At 75.1% G+C, this 17151-nt stretch carries 15 protein-coding genes; 4 read left to right on the top strand and 11 right to left on the bottom strand.

Annotation, left to right across the window (positions count from 1 at the left end; genetic code table 11):
* Positions 1–54: 54 nt before the first annotated feature.
* From KK617_RS00435 to KK617_RS00425, 3 genes are all read left to right on the top strand, one after another.
* The gene (locus tag KK617_RS00435; RefSeq protein WP_277497412.1) at positions 55–1473 is read left to right on the top strand and encodes a mycothione reductase; all 1419 of its coding nucleotides are present in this window, start codon (positions 55–57) and stop codon (positions 1471–1473) included.
* 49 nt (positions 1474–1522) lie between these two features.
* Positions 1523–2302: a GNAT family N-acetyltransferase gene (locus KK617_RS00430; protein ID WP_277497411.1), complete on the top strand. Its 780-nt coding sequence runs from the start codon at positions 1523–1525 to the stop codon at positions 2300–2302.
* Between the two features lie 116 nt (positions 2303–2418).
* On the top strand, positions 2419–3276 hold the full coding sequence (locus tag KK617_RS00425; protein WP_277497410.1) for a M15 family metallopeptidase: 858 nt from the start codon (positions 2419–2421) through the stop codon (positions 3274–3276).
* A gap of 21 nt (positions 3277–3297) precedes the next feature.
* Here KK617_RS00425 and KK617_RS00420 read toward each other — a convergent pair whose 3' ends face one another.
* The 11 genes from KK617_RS00420 to KK617_RS00370 all read right to left on the bottom strand — a co-directional run bounded on the left by KK617_RS00420 (position 3298) and on the right by KK617_RS00370 (position 15767).
* Positions 3298–4203, bottom strand: a complete 906-nt coding sequence (locus KK617_RS00420) for a hypothetical protein (protein WP_277497409.1) — start codon at positions 4201–4203, stop codon at positions 3298–3300.
* A 161-nt stretch (positions 4204–4364) separates the two neighbouring features.
* On the bottom strand, positions 4365–4976 hold the full coding sequence (locus KK617_RS00415; RefSeq protein WP_277497408.1) for an NAD(P)H-dependent oxidoreductase: 612 nt from the start codon (positions 4974–4976) through the stop codon (positions 4365–4367).
* 385 nt (positions 4977–5361) lie between these two features.
* Positions 5362–6636 (bottom strand): HNH endonuclease signature motif containing protein, encoded by a 1275-nt coding sequence (locus KK617_RS00410; protein WP_277497407.1) that lies wholly within the window; start codon positions 6634–6636, stop codon positions 5362–5364.
* A gap of 324 nt (positions 6637–6960) precedes the next feature.
* Positions 6961–7722 (bottom strand): ABC transporter permease, encoded by a 762-nt coding sequence (locus KK617_RS00405; RefSeq protein ID WP_277497406.1) that lies wholly within the window; start codon positions 7720–7722, stop codon positions 6961–6963.
* Positions 7723–7776: 54 nt separating this feature from the next.
* A complete protein-coding gene (ribA, locus tag KK617_RS00400; RefSeq protein ID WP_277497405.1) occupies positions 7777–8451 on the bottom strand; it encodes a GTP cyclohydrolase II in 675 nt (224 codons plus the stop codon).
* 75 nt (positions 8452–8526) lie between these two features.
* A complete protein-coding gene (locus KK617_RS00395; RefSeq protein WP_277497404.1) occupies positions 8527–9504 on the bottom strand; it encodes a TauD/TfdA family dioxygenase in 978 nt (325 codons plus the stop codon).
* Positions 9505–9652: 148 nt separating this feature from the next.
* Entirely contained in the window at positions 9653–9976 is a 324-nt protein-coding gene (locus KK617_RS00390; RefSeq protein ID WP_277497403.1) for a multidrug efflux SMR transporter, read from the bottom strand.
* 104 nt (positions 9977–10080) lie between these two features.
* The gene (locus KK617_RS00385; RefSeq protein WP_277497402.1) at positions 10081–10569 is read right to left on the bottom strand and encodes a DUF4383 domain-containing protein; all 489 of its coding nucleotides are present in this window, start codon (positions 10567–10569) and stop codon (positions 10081–10083) included.
* Between the two features lie 157 nt (positions 10570–10726).
* On the bottom strand, positions 10727–12241 hold the full coding sequence (locus tag KK617_RS00380) for an FAD-dependent oxidoreductase (RefSeq protein ID WP_277497401.1): 1515 nt from the start codon (positions 12239–12241) through the stop codon (positions 10727–10729).
* A 1-nt stretch (position 12242) separates the two neighbouring features.
* Entirely contained in the window at positions 12243–14516 is a 2274-nt protein-coding gene (locus tag KK617_RS00375) for a catalase (RefSeq protein WP_277497400.1), read from the bottom strand.
* A gap of 27 nt (positions 14517–14543) precedes the next feature.
* Positions 14544–15767, bottom strand: a complete 1224-nt coding sequence (locus KK617_RS00370) for a cytochrome P450 (RefSeq protein ID WP_277497399.1) — start codon at positions 15765–15767, stop codon at positions 14544–14546.
* Between the two features lie 147 nt (positions 15768–15914).
* Here KK617_RS00370 and KK617_RS00365 point away from each other — a divergent pair, with 147 nt between their 5' ends.
* Positions 15915–17093: an alcohol dehydrogenase catalytic domain-containing protein gene (locus KK617_RS00365; protein ID WP_277497398.1), complete on the top strand. Its 1179-nt coding sequence runs from the start codon at positions 15915–15917 to the stop codon at positions 17091–17093.
* The last annotated feature ends 58 nt before the right edge of the window (positions 17094–17151 follow it).

The raw sequence follows: 17151 nt of genomic DNA, 5'->3' as shown, positions 1-17151 counted from the left end.
CCCTGGTTGCATGGCAGCGGGCGCGCGACCGCGGCCCGGCGAAGGAGGCACCGCGTGAGCAGCCACTACGACGTCGTCGTGCTCGGCGCTGGCTCGGGCAACACGATCATCGACGACCGCTTCGCCCACCTGCGGGTCGCGATCGTCGAGCGGGGCCCGTTCGGCGGCACCTGCGTCAACCGCGGCTGCATCCCCTCCAAGATGTTCGTCCACGCGGCCGAGGTGGCGGGCGCCGCGCTGCGGGGCCCCGCGCTCGGCCTGCGCACGCGCCTCGACGGCGTGGACTGGCCGGCGCTGCGCGACCGCGTGGCGGGCCGGGTCGACGCCGTGGCCCGCTCCGGCGAGGAGCACCGGCAGGGCCAGGACCACGTCGACGTGCTCACCGGCACCGCGCGGTTCACCGGCCCGCGCCGGCTCGTGGTGGACCTCGCCGACGGCGGCTCGGCCGAGGTGACGGCCGACCAGGTGGTCGTGGCGACCGGCAGCCGGCCGGTGGTGCCCGACGTACCCGGCCTGCACGACGTGCCGCACCACACCAGCGACACGATCATGCGCATCGACGCCCTGCCGGCCCGGATGGCCGTGCTCGGGGGCGGGTACGTCGGGTGCGAGCTCGCCCAGGTGTTCGCCGCGCTCGGCGTGGAGGTCACGCAGGTCGAGAGCGAGGACACCCTCCTGGCGAGCCAGGACGAGGACGTCGCCCGCGCCGTCACCGCGGCCGCGGGACGCCGGTGGACCCTGCGGCTCGGCACGCGGCTCGAGCGCGCCGTACCGCTCGACGGGGGCGGGGCCCGGCTGGAGCTGGACGACGGGAGCACGGTCGAGACGGACCTCGTGCTCGTCGCGACGGGTCGCAGGACCAACGCCGACCTCCTCGACCTCGACGCCGCCGGGATCGAGGTCGACGACACCGGCCGCGTCGTCGTCGACGCGCACCAGCGCACCACCGCCGCGGGCGTGTGGGCGCTCGGGGACGCGAGCAGCCACGAGCCGCTCAAGCACGTCGCGAACCAGGACGCTCGGGTGGTGCAGCACAACCTGCTGCACCCGGACGACCTCGCGACCTCCGACCACCGGCACGTGCCGCTCGCCGTCTTCACCGAGCCGCAGGTGGCCGCCGTCGGGCTCACCGAGGCGGAGGCCCGCGAGCAGGTGGCCGATCTCGCGGTCGCCCGCCACGACCTCGCCGACACGGCGTACGGGTGGGCGCTGCAGGCGGATCCCGACGACCGCGACCCGGCCGGCCCGGGCGGCTTCGTCAAGCTGCTCGGCGACCGGTCGACCGGGCTGCTCGTGGGCGCGCACGTCGTGGCGCCGCAGGCCGCCACGCTGGTGCAGGTGCTCATCCACGCGATCACCCACGACGTGCCGGTGGCGGGCCTGGCGCGCAGCGAGTACTGGATCCACCCCGCCCCGACCGAGGTCGTCGAGAACGCGCTGCTCGCCCTCGAGGACGAGATGCGCCGCGCCTGAGCGGTCGCGCGTCCCGGCCCGCGCGGGGCGGATCGGTACGGTCGTGGCCATGGATGCGGCGCAGGGACAGCGCACCGTCGACCCGACCGCGCCGGGAGCAGGGGCTCCCGAGCGCGCCGTCGGGCTCCGCCCCATGGGCGGGGACGACCTTGAGCTCGTGCTGGGGCTGCACCGCAGCGCGTTCCCGGACAACGTGATCGGACGGTTCGGCGGCGGGCTGCTGGCGGCCTACTACCGCACCTTCCTCGACGGCCCCCACGCGCTGGCCGTCGTGGCGACCGGCCCCGACGGCGCGCCGGTGGGCTACCTGGTGGGCGTGCTCGCCACCGACCGGCACCGCCGTTGGGTGCGGGCCCACCGCCTGCGGCCGCTGCTCCTCGCGGGCGTGCCCGCGCTGCTGCTCCACCCGCGGCTGGCGTGCGGCGTGCTCCGCCGCCGTGTCGTGCTCCGGCTGCGGCGGCGCTCGACCCGGGTCGTGACCGCCGAGCGTCCCGTCCCGGCGGGGGCGGCGGCGGGCCCCGTGGCCGTGCTCTCCCACGTCGCGGTGCTCCCCGAGGCCCGGGGAGCCGGCGCCGGGGTCGGGCTCGTGGCCCACTTCGAGGTCGAGGCCGTGCGCTCCGGGGCCCGACGGCTGTGCCTCGCCACCCTCGACGAGGGCGGCGCCGGGGGCCTGTACGAGCGGCGCGGCTGGCAGCTGCACGCCCGTCGCCGCACCTTCGACGGGCGCTTCCTGCGGCTCTACGAGCTGCCGGTGGCCGGGGCCGGGGACGCCGGTGGCGCCGGTGGCGCCGGTGGCGCCGAAGAGCCGCCGGAGGCCCGCGGGGCCTGACCCCCGTGGCGCCGAGCCGCACGCTGCTCGCCGTACCCGGCCGCCACCTCCGCACTCCGCACCGACCCCGACCCGATCCGCATCCCGACCTCGACCGACGACGGAGGCTCCTCGTCATGTCCCGCTCCACCCGTGGCACCGTCCGCCCGTCCTCCTCGCCGTCCCGGCGGTCCACCCGCCCGGGAGCGGGGACGGTCGGGCTGGTCGTCGGGTCGCTGCTCGCGCTGACCGCGTGCGGCGGGGCCGCCGACGACGGGGACGCCACGCCCGCACCGAGCTCGTCGAGCACCACCACGGGGTCGCCGTCGACCTCGGCGACGACCGCCCCGACGGCGACCGCGCCGACGGCGACCGCGCCGACGACCCCGCCCGCCCCCGCGCCGGCGCGGATCACCGAGGTGCCGCAGCAGCAGTGGGACGCGATGGTGGCGGCCGGGATGGTGCGCCCCGAGTGCCCGGTGCAGGAGCGCGCCCAGCTGCGGCGGGTGGAGGTGAACTTCGTGGACTTCGCGGGCGCCACGCAGCGCGGCCACCTCGTCGTGCGGGACGACACGGCCGAGACGACGCTGCGGATCTTCGAGCGCATCTACGCCCTCGGGTTCCCCATCCAGCGCATGGAGGGCGTCGAGGCCTTCGACGGCGACGTCGCGGCGAGCCTCGCGGCGAACAACACGTCGGCGTACAACTGCCGGCGCGCCGACCAGATCAACGCGCCGTTCGCGGACTCGCCCCACGCGAACGGGCGCGCGGTCGACGTGAACCCGGTGCAGAACCCGTGGATGGACCTGCGCTGCGACTGCTGGACCCCGGGCCCGGAGAACCACGAGCGCACCCCCGGGCCGGGGAAGGTCCTGGAGGGTGAGCCGGTGTGGCAGGCGTTCGTCGACGAGGGGTGGATCTGGCAGAACATCGACGTGCCGGACTACATGCACTTCGACACGGGGTACCCCTCGCGGCCGTACGCCGCGCGCTGAGCCGGGCGCCCGGGCGTCGGGTCAGCCCCGGCGGGGGAGCGGGATGCCGAGCGCCGCGTGGGTGGCGGCGGTGACCAGCACGCGCAGCGGGGTCACCGCGCCGGTGCCGCCGTCGAGGAGCACCACCAACCACTGCCGGGCGTCGTCGTCGTAGCCGCCCGCGCCGACGGCCTCGCCGCCGTCGGGCCCGGCGCCGCCGAGCCAGGGGGAGGGGGTGAGGGGGGCCGCGAACGAGCCGCCCTCGAGGGCGGCGAGCAGGCCGGGCACCCGGCTCAGGGACACGAGCGGCAGGATGCGGGGCGGGTCGACCGCCGCGTCGGCGAGGCCGCTCGCCGTACCCCCTCCCGGCAGCGGGGCGCCGCGCCCCTCGGCCACGACGCAGAGCGCGGGTCCGTCGACCTTGCCGACCCACCAGCCGCCGACGGCGCCGGCGAGCGCGCAGGTGTGGGCGACCACGGTGAGCCGGGCCTCCGTCGAGGCGCCCACCATGCCGTCGAGCCGGTCGAGGCAGCGCTCGAGGGTCTCGGCGAGCAGGGCGACGTCGTGGGTGGGGAAGCGGGCCGGGGTCGCGGGTGCGACGCCGCGCCCCACCGCGGGCGCCGCCGGGGCGGGTTGCAGCGTCACGTCGGTGAGGCCGTCGACGAGGCGGGCGGCGAGCCCGCGCTCGGTGGCGGTGAAGGGGTGCGCCCGGGCGAGCCGGACCCGGGTGCCGCCGGCGGTACCGGGGACGACGACCTCGAGGACGTGCGCGTCGTGGACGTCCGGCCGGGGGTGGTCGGGGTGGTCGGCGTGGCCGGGGTGATCGAGGTGATCGAGGTGACCGGGGTGATCGGGGTGATCGGGGAGCGGCACCCGGGGCGTCGCGGCCGGGTCGCGCCCCGGCCGCTGCTCACCAGCGTCGGCACCACCGACGACACCGTCGACCATCCGGACCCCCTCGGACCAGTCCGCGGCCCGGACCGCGCGCCGCACGGCGCGGCTGGTGCCGAGTACACCACGACCCGGCCCCGGTGCGCTGGCCCGAACGGTCGCCGCGGCGTAGTTCGAACGGGCCGGGCGGCGGGCCCGGCCGGGCCATGCGGACCGCGTCAGCCCTGGGCGGGGTAGGGCTGCTCCTTCAGCAGGCGCGCGAGGTGGGCCGCGTTGGCGGCGGCCGTGCTGGTGGTGCCGGCGACGGGCTCGGGCGTCTCGGTCAGCTCGAGGTAGTCGGTGCCCTGCATCGCCTCGCCGACCCAGTACGTCGCGCCCTGCGCCGGGATCGTGAACCCGACGTCGTCGAGCCCCTGGAAGATCTGGGCCGTCGTGTGGTGGGCGCCGTCCTCGTTGCCGACGACCGCGACGAGGGCGACCTTGCCGAACATGGCCGGCCGGCCCTCGTCGTCGGTCTCGGACAGCTCGGCGTCGAGGCGCTCGAGCACCATCTTGCAGACCGACGACGGCTGGCCCATCCAGATGGGCGTGGCGATGACGAGGATGTCGGCGGCCTGCACCTTGGTGCGGATCGTCGGCCACCCGTCCCCGTCGCCCTCGTCGGTGCTGACGCCGAACGCCACGTCGTGGTCGACGACCCGCACCTCCTCGCCGCTCACGCCGTGCTGCTCGAGGGCGTCGAGCAGCTGGCGGCCGAGCACCTCGGAGCTCGACGGCGTCGGGGACTTCTTCAGCGTGCAGGTGAGCTGGAGGGCGCGGAGTTCCGTCATGTCTTCGACGGTACCGAGGCCCCCGTGACCCGCCCCCGCGCCCGCACCGGGGCGGTGGTCGGGGGTGGCCGCGCCAGCGGGGCGGTGGTTGAGGTGGCCGCGCTGGTCCGGTGGTTGAGGTGGCCGCGCTGGTCCGGTGGTTGAGGTGGCCGCGCTAGCGGCCCCCGAAACCACGAGGGGTTCCTGCGCGTGGTTTCGAGGGGTTGCCCAGAGCAACCCACCTCAACCACCGGCAGGTCCGGGTGGCTGAGGTGGCCGCGCTGGTCCGGTGGTTGAGGTGGCCGCGCTAGCGGCCCTCGAAACCACAACAGGTTCTCGGGCGTGGTTTCGAGGGGTTGCCAGAGCAACCCACCTCAACCACCGGGGGTTCGGGCGCGCGGGTTGATCAGACGCGTCGGGTGAACCTGAGCTTGCCGGTGCCGAGGGTCTCGGTGAGGTACGTCGGGTCGTGTGCGACGCGGTGGTGGCGCCAGCACAGCAACCGTCCGCGTTCGACCGACGTCCTTCCTCCGCGTGACCAGGGGTCGTCGAGGTGGGCCTCGCACCAGTGCGGTGGTGCGTCGCATCCCTCCGCGGTGCAGCCCCCGTCCCGCAGCAGCATGGCGATGCGCTGGGGTTTGCTGTGGAACCGCGCCGACCGGCCGAGGTCCAGCACCTCGCTCTTGCTACCGAGCACGGCCGGGACGAGGTCGGCGCTGCAGGCGAGGCGGCGCGCTTCGCCGGGTGAGATGCGGTGGCCGGTGTCGAGCGAGGCCGCTGCGAGTCCGCCGGTGAGGGTGTCGACCTGCATGGTGACGACGACGGTGGCGCCGGCTCCTGCGGCGTCCGGGAGGTCGGCGTCGCGCATCCGCTCGATCAGCTCGACGAACGCCTGGCCGCGGCGCTCCCAGGCGGGCCGAGCGTCGACCGTGTCGTCGGCGGTGTCGTCGGCGGCGCCATGAGCCGCGTCGTTCCGGAGATGGCTACGTCGCGGCGAGGCGATGGCGTCGAGCATCTTGGTGAACATCGCGCCGTGCATCTCCGGCACCGTGAACTTCCCGTGGACGCAGCCGTGGCCGTCCTCGCGCATGGTGAGTCGGATCTTCGCGGCGGCCTCCCGCTCCTCCCGCGCCAGCAGCTCCGCCTCACGGGCCTCGCCGACGGCGGGGGCGACGACGTCGAGGATCCGGCGGCCCAGGACGCGGAGGGCCTTTGCGTCGTGCTGATGGGCGAACCCGACCAGCGTCCGTTCCGCCTCGGCCCTGATCTCCGCGGTGACGCCTTCGCCCAGGTCGTCCAGCGCCCGCACCACCACCTCAGCCTGACCGGGCAAGACAGCGCCGGAGGTGCCCGCGGCGGCGAGGGCGCCGTACCGCTCCTCGGTGGCGACCGCGGCACGGACCCGGCGGTGCGCCTCCGCGCGGGTGGTGTTCGTCGCGTTCGCGAACCACACCGCGGTCGACGGCGCACCCGTCATGTCTTCGACGCGCACCTCGGTGGCATGGGCCAGCAGTCTCGACTGCAGGGCAGCGAGGCGGTTGGATTCGCGTTCGAGCGCGACCAGGGCGGCGCTTGTCTCGACCGGGCCGGCGGTCAACAGACCGGTCGCGAACCCGTCGTCGAGAACAGCGGCGAGACGCGCGACGACCCCGGCCAGGGGGTGCAGAGCAGTCTCGGTCATGAACCCATCACACCAGGCGCCACCGACAGTTCTGACCGGAGACGACACCTCTCCACAGATCGAGTTTCCGCAGGTCAAGGCGGGTCCGCACTGACCCTCTCGACCCGGTCGTGGTTTCGAGGGCCGCTAGCGCGGCCACCTCAACCACCGGGACTAGCGCGGCCACCTCAACCACCGGGACTAGCGCGGCCACCTCAACCACCGGGACTAGCGCGGCTACCTCGACCACCGGGCAGCGCGGCTACCTCGACCACCGGGAGCAGCGCGGCCACCTCGACCACCGGGCGCGAGCACCTCGACCACCGCAGCAGCGCGGCCACCCGCTCACTCCCGCAGCGGCGCACCAGCCACGGGGACCCGTCCCGCCGCGACGAGCTCGACGGCGGCGGCCGCCGCGAGGGTCTGGGCGGCGAGGAGCCCGGCCAGCACGAGCAGCTGCGCGGCGCCGGCCTGGACGGGCGAGGCCCCGGCGAGCAGCACCCCGACGAACGCGCCCGGCAGGGTGACGAGCCCGACCGTCCGCGTCTGGTCGAGGCCCGGCACGAGGGCGAGGGCGGCGGCGGGGCGCCCGACGACGTCGACGGCCGCGCGGCGGGCCAGGCCCAGGGACAGCGCCGCCTCGTAGGCGCCGCGCTGCTCGGTGAGCTCCTCGACGGTGCGTCGTGCGGCGAGCGTGGTGGCCGACATCGCGCCGCCCACGAGGATCCCGGCGACGGGCAGCACCGCCACCGGTTCGGCCGGCACGACCCCGGTGGCCACGACGGCCAGCAGCACCGGCAGCGCGCCGGCCGCGATGGGCAGCGCGAACCACGCCGTGTGGCGACCGTGGCCGCCCACCACCCGACGGGCCGAGGTGAGGGCGCCGACCACGACCATGGTCGCGACGAAGGCAGCGGTCGCGGGCAGGCTGTGCAGTGCGGCCGTGATGACGAGGCTGACGAGCGCGAGCTGGGCTGCCGCGCGGGCCGTGGCCGTCAGCGGCGCCCGCCACGACCCCAGCCCAGCGAGCCGGGTGGCCACGGCGGCGACCACGGCGAGCAGCGCCACGAGCACCCCGAACGCCCACCCCAGCTGCACGGTCTCCACCGGCCCAGGCTCGCACGCCGGCCGCCGCGCGCTCAGGCAGCCGCGGGCCCGCGCTCAGGCGGTCGCGGGCAGGTCGATCGTGTGGGCCGTGTGGTCGCGCTTGGCCAGGAGGTAGCGCGCGTTGCTCGCCGACAGGTGCACCCCGGTGGGCACGCGCTCGGTCACCGCGACGCCGTACGACGCGAGCTGGGCCGCCTTGTCGGGGTTGTTGCTGAGCAGCCGGACGCGCTCGGCGCCGACGGTGCGGAGCATCTGGGCGGCGGCGCGGTAGTCGCGCTCGTCCTCCCCGTGCCCGAGGGCCAGGTTGGCCTCGTAGGTGTCGAGCCCGGCGTCCTGCAGCGCGTAGGCGTCCAGCTTGGCGTACAGCCCGATGCCCCGGCCCTCCTGGCGCAGGTAGAGCAGGAACCCGCCGGCCTCGGCGATCCGCTCGACCGCCTCCCGCAGCTGCGGCCCGCAGTCGCAGCGCTGCGACCCCAGCACGTCGCCGGTCAGGCACTCGCTGTGCGGGCGCACCAGCGGAGCCACGCCTCCGCCGGCGGAGCGCTCCAGCGCGGCCCGCCAGTCACCGAGGCCGAGCAGCAGGTGCTCCCGGCCGTCGACCAGGCCGTCGAACGTGACGACGTCCGCGGTCGTGACGAACCCGTCGGCGAACGAGAGCGGCACGCGGACGCTCGTGCGGGTCGTGGTCGCGGGCAGCCCGTCGGCGAGGGGGTGCAGGTACTGCGTCATGGGGACATCCAAACACTTGAAGATTAAAGTGTCCTGTGAATGCCCCGGGAGCGCGATCTGTTCCCACCGCCCTGGTCAGGAGATGAGCTCGTCGAGCCGGGAGTAGGCCCGGGCGTCGCCGGCCAGCACCTCCGAGCGACGCCCGTCGACCGAGACCGGCACGTCACCCGCGACCGTGATGCGGCGCATCTCCCGCGGGTGCTCGTCGAAGTCGGCGACCGCGTAGTGCTGCGTCGCCCGGTTGTCCCACAGGGCCACGTCGCCCGGCTGCCACGTCCAGCGCACCGTGTTCTCCAGCTTGGTGATGCGGCCCTGCAGCAGGTGGAACAGCTGGTGCGACTCCGAGGCGTTGAACCCCTCGAACCGCTTCACGAAGTTGCCGAGCACCAGCGAGCGCCGCCCGGTCTCCGGGTGCACGCGCACCACGGGGTGCCGCGTCTCGAACACCGTCGAGGCGAAGTCGTCGCGCGTGTAGTGCGCGTCCGGCTGGTCGTGCTCCTCGTCGAGCTGCGCGTAGTCGTAGGAGTTCGTGTGCACCGCCCACAGTCCCTCGACGAGCGCCTTCAGCGGCGCGGGCATCGCGTCGTACGCGGCCACCGTGCTCGCCCAGGCCGTCGTGCCGCCGTACGGCGGGAGGGTCACCGCCCGCAGCACGCTGATGGCCGGCACCCGGTCGACGAAGGTGACGTCGGTGTGCCACGCGTTGGCGGCCATGCCCTTGTTCGCCGTCACGCGCAGCACGCGCGCGCTGCCGGTGTTGACCGTCGGGTGCGCGGTCGTGAGCGGTCCGAGGCGCTCCGCGAAGGCGGCGTGCGTCGCGTCGTCGAGGTGGTGCTGGTCGCGCAGGAAGACCACCTGGTGGCGGAGCAGCGCGTCGCGGACCGCCGCGACCACGGCGTCGGGCAGGTCCCCGCCGAGGCGCACGCCCTCGATCCGGGCACCCAGCCGCCCGCCGACCTGGTGGACCGCGACGCCGTCCGGCAGCGGGGCGGCCGGGTCCGGGGTGGGAGCAGTGGTCGGGCTCGCGGTCGGGCGGTCGACGGTGACGGTCACGGGTGCCTCCTGCGGTCGGGTGGTGCAACCCGTAGATACTCGACCGAGACACTACGGTTACGCGACCACGAACGCCGCCGCCGTCCACCGACTGGTCACCCGGCCGGGGTGCTCGTCCGGTCCGGGCTGCTCGTCCGGTCCGCGCTGCTCACCGGTGCACCGCCCCCAGCTCGACGAGCACGACGCCGGCCACGACCAGCACCAGCCCGGTGACCTGCACCGCCGTCAGGGTCTCGCCGAAGAGCACGATGCCGAGCACCGCGATGGTCGCGATGCCGAGCGCGCACCACACGGCGTACGCCTGCCCCAGCGGCATGCCCGCCACCAGCGCCTGCGACAGCGCGTAGAAGGCCGAGCAGTAGCCCAGCACCACGACGACCGACCAGCCGGGCCGCGAGAAGCCCTCCGACTGCCGCAGCGACAGCGTCGCCACGACCTCGCTGCCGACCGCCACCAGCAACCAGCCCCACATGCGCCTGCTCCTCCCGCCGGGTGCGCGAACGCCGCGCCGCCCGATCCCACCACGGGGAGGGCGACGCGGCGTCGCGGGTGCTGCCGCGCGGACGCGGCCGGGGCTCACATCGGCACGTCGCCGCCGATGCCGCCGCGCAGGCGCTGGTAGCCGTAGACGCCGAGCCCGATCATGCCGACGGCGAGGCCGAGGTGCAGCCAGTTGTCGGCGTCGTTGAGCGGCACGAAGTTGGCGTCGGAGTGGTGGCCGACGCTCAGCCCGTAGATCCACAGCACGAGGTAGATGAGCCCGCCGCCGATGAGGTAGGTCACCGCGGCGCGCGGGCGCTTGGCGGCCGCGATGCCGGCGACGCCGAACAGCAGGTGGACGACGTTGTGCAGGATCGACACCTGGAAGAGGCCGAGCAGCTTCGCCTGGCTCTCGTGGCCGGCGAGCTCGAGCTGGTCGTAGTCGGTGGTCACGCCGGGGACGAACCCCAGGATGCCCACGAGCAGGAACGTGCCGCCGACGACGAGGGCGACGGTCCGCAGAAAGCGGTCGCCCCTGGGCGGCGGGGTGCTGACGCGCTGGGCGCTGACGTCTTCGGATCGCATGGTGTCTCCTCGGGGAGGGGGAAGGGTGCTCTCGGGACGGGTGCTCCCGGCGCCGGTACCCGCTCGCGGGTCGTCGCGCACCCCGTGGCACACGCACCACGGCCCGTGGCCGGCACCCCCGAGGGGGCGCCGGCCACGGGCCGTGGTGGCGGGACCGTCAGTCGCGGGTCGCGAGGGGCCGGACGGCCGGACCCTCGATGACCTCGCCGCGCTCCTCGAAGCGCGAGCCGTGCAGCGGGCAGTCCCAGCTGCGCTCGGCGTCGTTCCAGGTGAGCACCCCGCCGAGGTGCGTGCAGACCGCGGAGCCCTCCTTGCCCGGCACCAGCCCGCACAGGCGGGAGCGCTGCCGCGCCTCCCCGCTGCCGGAGGTGCCGGTGCCGGCGGCGACGGAGGGGACCCGCGGTGCCAGCCACCCGGCGGTCATGGCGACCGCGACCTCGGTGTTGAGCCAGGCCGACCCGGGCAGGCCGGTCAGCTCGTGGGCACCCCACGGGCGGTAGGCGCCCGCCCACGCCGGCGTGTTGCCGAGCAGCCCGCCCGTGATCGCCAGCGCCGCGGCCACGCCGTTCGTCATGCCCCACTTCGAGAAGCCGCCCGCGACGAGGATGCGGTGGTTGCCCGGCAGGAGGGGACCGGCGTACGGCAGCCCGTGGTGCGGCGAGTAGTCCTGCGCCGACCAGGCGTGCGTCTCCTGGGCGCCCGGGAAGTGGTCCATCGCCCAGATGCGCAGCGCGTCGAGCCGCTGGCTGGTCGGCCGCTTGCGGCCGGTGACGTGACCCTCGCCGCCGATGAGGAGCGTGGGCGGACCGCCCGGCCGGGTCGCGTCGCGCAGGGAGCGGGACGGCATGTCGGCGGCCAGGTACATCCCGTGCGGCGCCTCCTGCGGCAGCGTCACCGCGAGGCTGTAGGAGCGCTCCGGGCTCATCCGGGCGAAGAACGCGCCCCGGTCGAGGATCGGCATGCCGGTGGCCAGGACCACCGTGCGGCCCTGCACGACGGCCTGCTGGTCGGTGCCGGGGTCGTCGCCCGGCACGCGCACGGCCACGCGCACGGGGTCGCCACCTCCGACGCGCTGCACCCGGGCGTGCTCGACGACGGTGACCCCGAGCTCCCGGCACTGCCGCGACAGCTCGCCGACGAGCGCGACCGGGTCGACCTGCACCTGGTCGTCGAGGCGGATCGCGCCCCGCACCGCGAACGGCAGCTCGGTGTCCTCGGTCCAGCGCACCGGCAGGTCCGCCTTCTGCGCGGCCGCGAGCTCGCGGCGCAGCACACGGGCGCCGAGGGCGCCGTTGGCGTAGGTGAACGCGTCCCGGCGCTCGAGCGGCACCCCGGCGTCCTCGGCGAACGCCGTGACCCAGGCCTGTGCCTCGCGGTTGGCCGCGGCGTAGGACCGCAGCGTCGCGGTGCCGTGGCGGCGGTCGATGCGCGAGAACTGGCTGCCCTGCAGCAGGCTCACCTTGGCCGTGCTCCGGCCGGTGGTGCCGCCGCCCAGCTCGCGGGCCTCGAGCACCAGCACCCGCTGGCCGCCGCGCGCCAGGAGCAGCGCCGTGGTCAGGCCGGTGAGGCCGCCGCCGACGACGACCGCGTCGTACGCCGTGTCCGTGTCGAGCGCGGTCGCAGGGATCGACGACGCGGCGGAGGAACGGTCCTCCCAGATGGTCCTCAGCACGTCACACCCCCACGGCGCCGAAGCGCTCCCAGACGCGGTGCCCGCGCGCGGCGGCGGACATCCGGGTGCAGACCTCGGCCGGGTCGGTGCCGACCACGACCCCGACGCCCTCGGGCGCGACGCCGGCCAGGTCGAGCACCGCGGTGCCGTTGCCGACCGCGGCGATCACCTTGGCGTGGCGGTAGGCCTCCTGCACCAGCAGCAGGACCCGTGGGTCGACCGCGGCGGGGCCGCCCGGCACCGACGTCTTCTCGTCGTGCGGCGCGTCGGCTGCGGGCGAGGGGGCGTCGAGGAGGACGACGGTGTCGAACTCGACCGAGCGGGTCGTGGCGAAGGTGCGCTGCGCCGTCGTGCCGGCGACCTGCCCGCCGTGGGGGCCGACGACGAGCGGCAGGGCGCCCTCGGCGCGCACGGCCTCCTGGACCGCGGTGACCAGGCCCGGGTCGGTGTCGGTCGCGACGACGATGCCGACCATCCGACCCTCCAGCGGCCACGTGCCGCCGAGCTGCGAGAGCGCGGGGCTCGGGTCGACGTCGGGCAGCGGCCCCGGAGCCTCGGGGGCCGGCAGGCCGAGCCCGGCGGCGACCTCGGCGCACAACGTGGCGTCGACCTGCGCCAGCGACCGGAGCTGGCGCACCTTGATCGCCTCCTCGTAGCACTTGCCGAGCTCGAAGGTGTAGGCCCGGACGACGTGCTCGCGCTCGACCGGGGTCAGGCTGAGCCAGAACTGGCGCACCTGGCTGAAGTGGTCGTCGTACGACGCGGGCTGGGCCCGCACCTTCGCACCCTCCGCCACCGTGGCGGCGGCCTCGACGAACGCCCGGGTGGCCGGGTCGCTCTGGTCGGTGGTGGCCGAGAAGGGGCAGCCGCCGTCGAGGGAGTTCGGGCGGTACGGCGCCGCCCCGGCGTGCACGGCGTGCTGGTGGAAGCCGTCGCGCAGCATGTCGTTCACCGGCGTGTGCGTGCGGTTGATCGGCAGCTGGTTGAAGTTCGGGCCGCCGAGCCGCGAGAGCTGGGTGTCGAGGTAGGAGAAGTTGCGCGCCTGCAGCAGCGGGTCGTCCGTGCCGTCGATGCCGGGCACCAGGTGGCCGGTGTGGAACGCGACCTGCTCGGTCTCGGCGAAGAAGTTCGTCGGGTTCGCGTCGAGCACGAGGCGCCCGATCGGCTGCACCGGGGCGAGCTCCTCGGGGACCAGCTTGGTGGAGTCGAGGAGGTCGATGCCCTCGAACATCTGCTCCGGGGTGTCGGGGAAGACCTGCACGCCCAGCTCCCACTCGGGGTACGAGCCCGCCTCGATCGCGTCGGCGAGGTCGCGCCGGTGGAAGTCGGGGTCGATGCCGCCGAGCATCTGCGCCTCCTCCCACGTCAGGGAGTGCACGCCCAGCTTCGGCTTCCAGTGGAACTTCACCAGCGAGGTCCCGCCCTCGGCGTTGGTGCAGCGGAAGGTGTGGACGCCGAACCCCTCCATCATCCGGTAGGAGCGCGGGACGCCCCGGTCGGACATGTTCCAGATGGTGTGGTGCTGCGCCTCGGTGTGGAGCGAGACGAAGTCCCAGAAGGAGTCGTGGGCGCTCTGGGCCTGCGGGATCTCGCGATCGGGGTGCGGCTTGCCGGCGTGGATCACGTCGGGGAACTTGATGCCGTCCTGGATGAAGAAGACCGGGATGTTGTTGCCGACCAGGTCCCAGATGCCCTCGTCGGTGTAGAACTTCGTCGCGAAGCCGCGGGTGTCGCGCACGGTGTCGGCCGAGCCGCGCGAGCCCAGCACCGTGGAGAAGCGCACGAAGACCGGGGTCGTGCGGCCCTCGTCGAAGACGCTCGCGTGGCAGATGGACGCCGCCGTGCCGTAGCCCTCGAAGTGACCGTGGGCGGCCGCGCCGCGCGCGTGCACGACGCGCTCCGGGATGCGCTCGTGGTCGAAGTGCATGAGCTTCTCGCGCAGGTGGTGGTCCTGCAGCAGCGTCGGGCCGCGCCGGCCGGCCTTGAGCGAGTGGTCGGTGTCGTGCAGCCGCACCCCGGTGGAGGTGGTCAGGTACGAGCCCTGCTGGTGGCGGTCGCCGGGCTTCCCGGTGGCCTCGGCGCCCGTCGCGGTGCGCAGCTCGGGCGCCCGCTGGTCGGGCTTCGGCGGGGCCGGCGGGTGGGGCGTCGTGGGCTCCTCGAGCGGGGCGGGCGCACTCGCGGGGACGCCCGGGACGGTGTCGGGGGAGGAGGTGAGGGCCTCGGCGGCGTCCTCGACGAGCTGGGCGGCCTTCTTGACGGGCGTGGAGGGGTCCATGGCGTGACGGTGCCTTCCGGTGGGGGTTCAGGCGGACGGGTCGGTCGTGCGCACGCGCAGTCGCAGCCCGCCGTGGGGGCGGCGGGGCATCCGGGTCCGGTCGGTCCGGCCCGGCTGGTCGTCGACGGCGGTGAGGTCGTGGCGGGCGAGCTCCCCGAGGGTCGCGGCCACCAGGGCCACGGTGAGGGGCTCGCCGGGGCAGCGGTGGCCCTGGTCGGGGTGGCCGCCGCCCTGGGGGACGTAGGCGAAGGGGTCGGGCTCGGCGTGCGCGAAGCGCGAGGGGTCGAACTCGTCGGGACGGTCCCACCACGCCGGGTCGGTGTCGGTGCCGGGCACGTCGAGCACGAGGTGGTCGCCGGGCCGCAGCCGCACGCCGTCGTGCTCGGTGTCGGTCCGGATGCGCCCGGCGAGGGCGGGGACGAAGGGGTGCACGCGGCGCGACTCGTGCGCGACGCAGACCCGGGCGCGGGCGCCGGGGTCGCCGACGAGGTCGGCCCGTGCGGCACGGTCCACCACGAGGGTGAGCGCGGCCCAGGTGGCGGGCCAGGCCACGGCGACGGTCGGGCGCAGCACGTTGAGCAGCTCGACGCCGGCCGTGCGGTCGTCCAGGTCGGTCGCGGCGATCCGGGCGACCACCGACGTGTCGCCGACCGACGACGCGCGCCGGGTCTCACGGACGAGGCGCGCGGCCCACGCGTTCATCCGGACCCGTTCGCGCCAGCCGCGCAGGTACGCCGTACCGGCACCGCCGAAGCCGTCGACGATCGCGGCCATCCGCCGCGACAGCACCCGCCTCTCCTCCGCGGACCCGGGTACGCCGGCCCAGCGCAGCACCGCGTCGCCGTACGCCTCGACGAGCAGGTCGAAGAGCACGACCTCGCCCCCGTCGGGCTGGGCCGCGTGGGCGTCGAGGCGCGGGCGGAGGAGGGCCGTCACCTCGCCGGTGACCTCCCGCACGGCCGCGCCGTCGAGGAGGTCGAGGAAGAGGGCCTTGCGCTCGGCGTGCTCCGTGCCGTCGAGGCCGTGGAGCGCGCCACGGCCGAAGATGAGGCCGGCCACGGGCGGCGGGACGGCGCCCACCCGGCTGACGCGGTCGGTGTCGTAGAACAGCTCGGCCCCCGCGCGACCGCGGACCACGACGGCGCGCCGGCCCAGCAGGCGAGCGGTGAAGGTGTCGGCGCCGCCGTTGCGTCGGCGCTCGGCGGGCAGGGCGTGGTACCCGCGGCGGAGCAGGGCGAGGGCGAGGTCCATGGCCCGCCCGGTACCCCTGCCCCGGGGCCGCATACGCGGGCCCGGGGCCCGGCGCGCGCCGCGCGGGGGTGGGTCGGCGGTGGGTGCAGCCGGGGGGGCGGTGGGTACCGGATCCGGTCCGCCCACCGACCACCCGAGGAGTGAAACGTGAAGGCAGTGACGTGGCAGGGCTCGCAGGACATGCGGGTGCAGGAGGTCCCGGACCCGACCATCCAGGACCCGGGGGACGTGATCGTGAAGATCACGTCGACGGGGCTGTGCGGGTCGGACCTGCACCTCTACGAGCCGCTGGGCCCGTTCATGACCCCCGGGGACGTCGTGGGCCACGAGCCCATGGGCATCGTCGAGCAGGTCGGTCCCGGTGTGGAGACGCTCGTGCCCGGCGACCGGGTCGTCGTGCCGTTCAACGTCAGCTGCGGCACGTGCTGGATGTGCAGCCGCGGGTTGCACAGCCAGTGCGAGACGACCCAGAACCGCGACCAGGGCACCGGCGCGAGCCTGTTCGGCTACAGCAAGCTCTACGGCCAGGTGCCCGGTGGCCAGGCCGAGCTGCTGCGCGTGCCCTTCGGCGACACGCTGCCGATCAAGGTGCCGCACGGCCCGCCGGACGACCGCTTCCTCTTCCTCAGCGACGTGCTGCCCACCGCCTGGCAGGCGGTGGAGTACGCCAACGTCGGCGAGGGCGACACCGTGCTGATCATCGGCGGTGGACCCATCGGCGCCATGGCGGCCCGCATCGCGGCGCGCCGCGGCATCCGGGTGGTCGTCTCGGAGCCCGAGGAGGACCGGCGCCAGCGTGCCGCCGCCTGGGGCGCCGAGGTGGTGGACGAGCAGCCGCCGGCCGAGCTGGCCGCGACGCTGCGCGAGATGACCGACGGGCGCGGCCCCGACGCCGTCATCGACGCCGTCGGCATGGAGGCGCACGGCTCGCCCATCGCCGAGCTGGCGCAGAAGGCGGTCAAGTTCCTGCCCGACGCCGTCGCCGAGCCGTTGATGAAGAAGGCCGCCGTCGACCGGCTCGTGGTGATCAACACCGCGATCGAGACCGTGCGGCGCGGCGGCACCATCTCGATCTCGGGCGTGTATGGCGGCGCGGTCAACCCGCTGCCGCTCATGCAGATCTTCGACAAGCAGATCCAGCTGCGGATGGGGCAGGCGAACGTCCACCGCTGGTCCGACGAGATCCTCGAGCTGCTCACCGACGAGGACCCGCTGGGGACGGAGGGCTTCGCCACCCACCACCTGCCGCTGAGCGAGGCGCCCGAGGCTTACAAGGCGTTCCGCGACAAGCAGGACGGGATGATCAAGGTCGTCTTCCAGCCCTGAGGGCGGGGGCACGACGAAGGGGCGGGACCGGCGAACCGGTCCCGCCCCTTCGTCGTTC

The organism is Nocardioides sp. ChNu-99, assembly GCF_029493445.1.
Lineage (GTDB): Bacteria > Actinomycetota > Actinomycetes > Propionibacteriales > Nocardioidaceae > Nocardioides.
The sequence above is the reverse complement of the archived record's forward strand: the minus strand, read 5'-3'. Positions and strand labels throughout refer to the sequence as shown.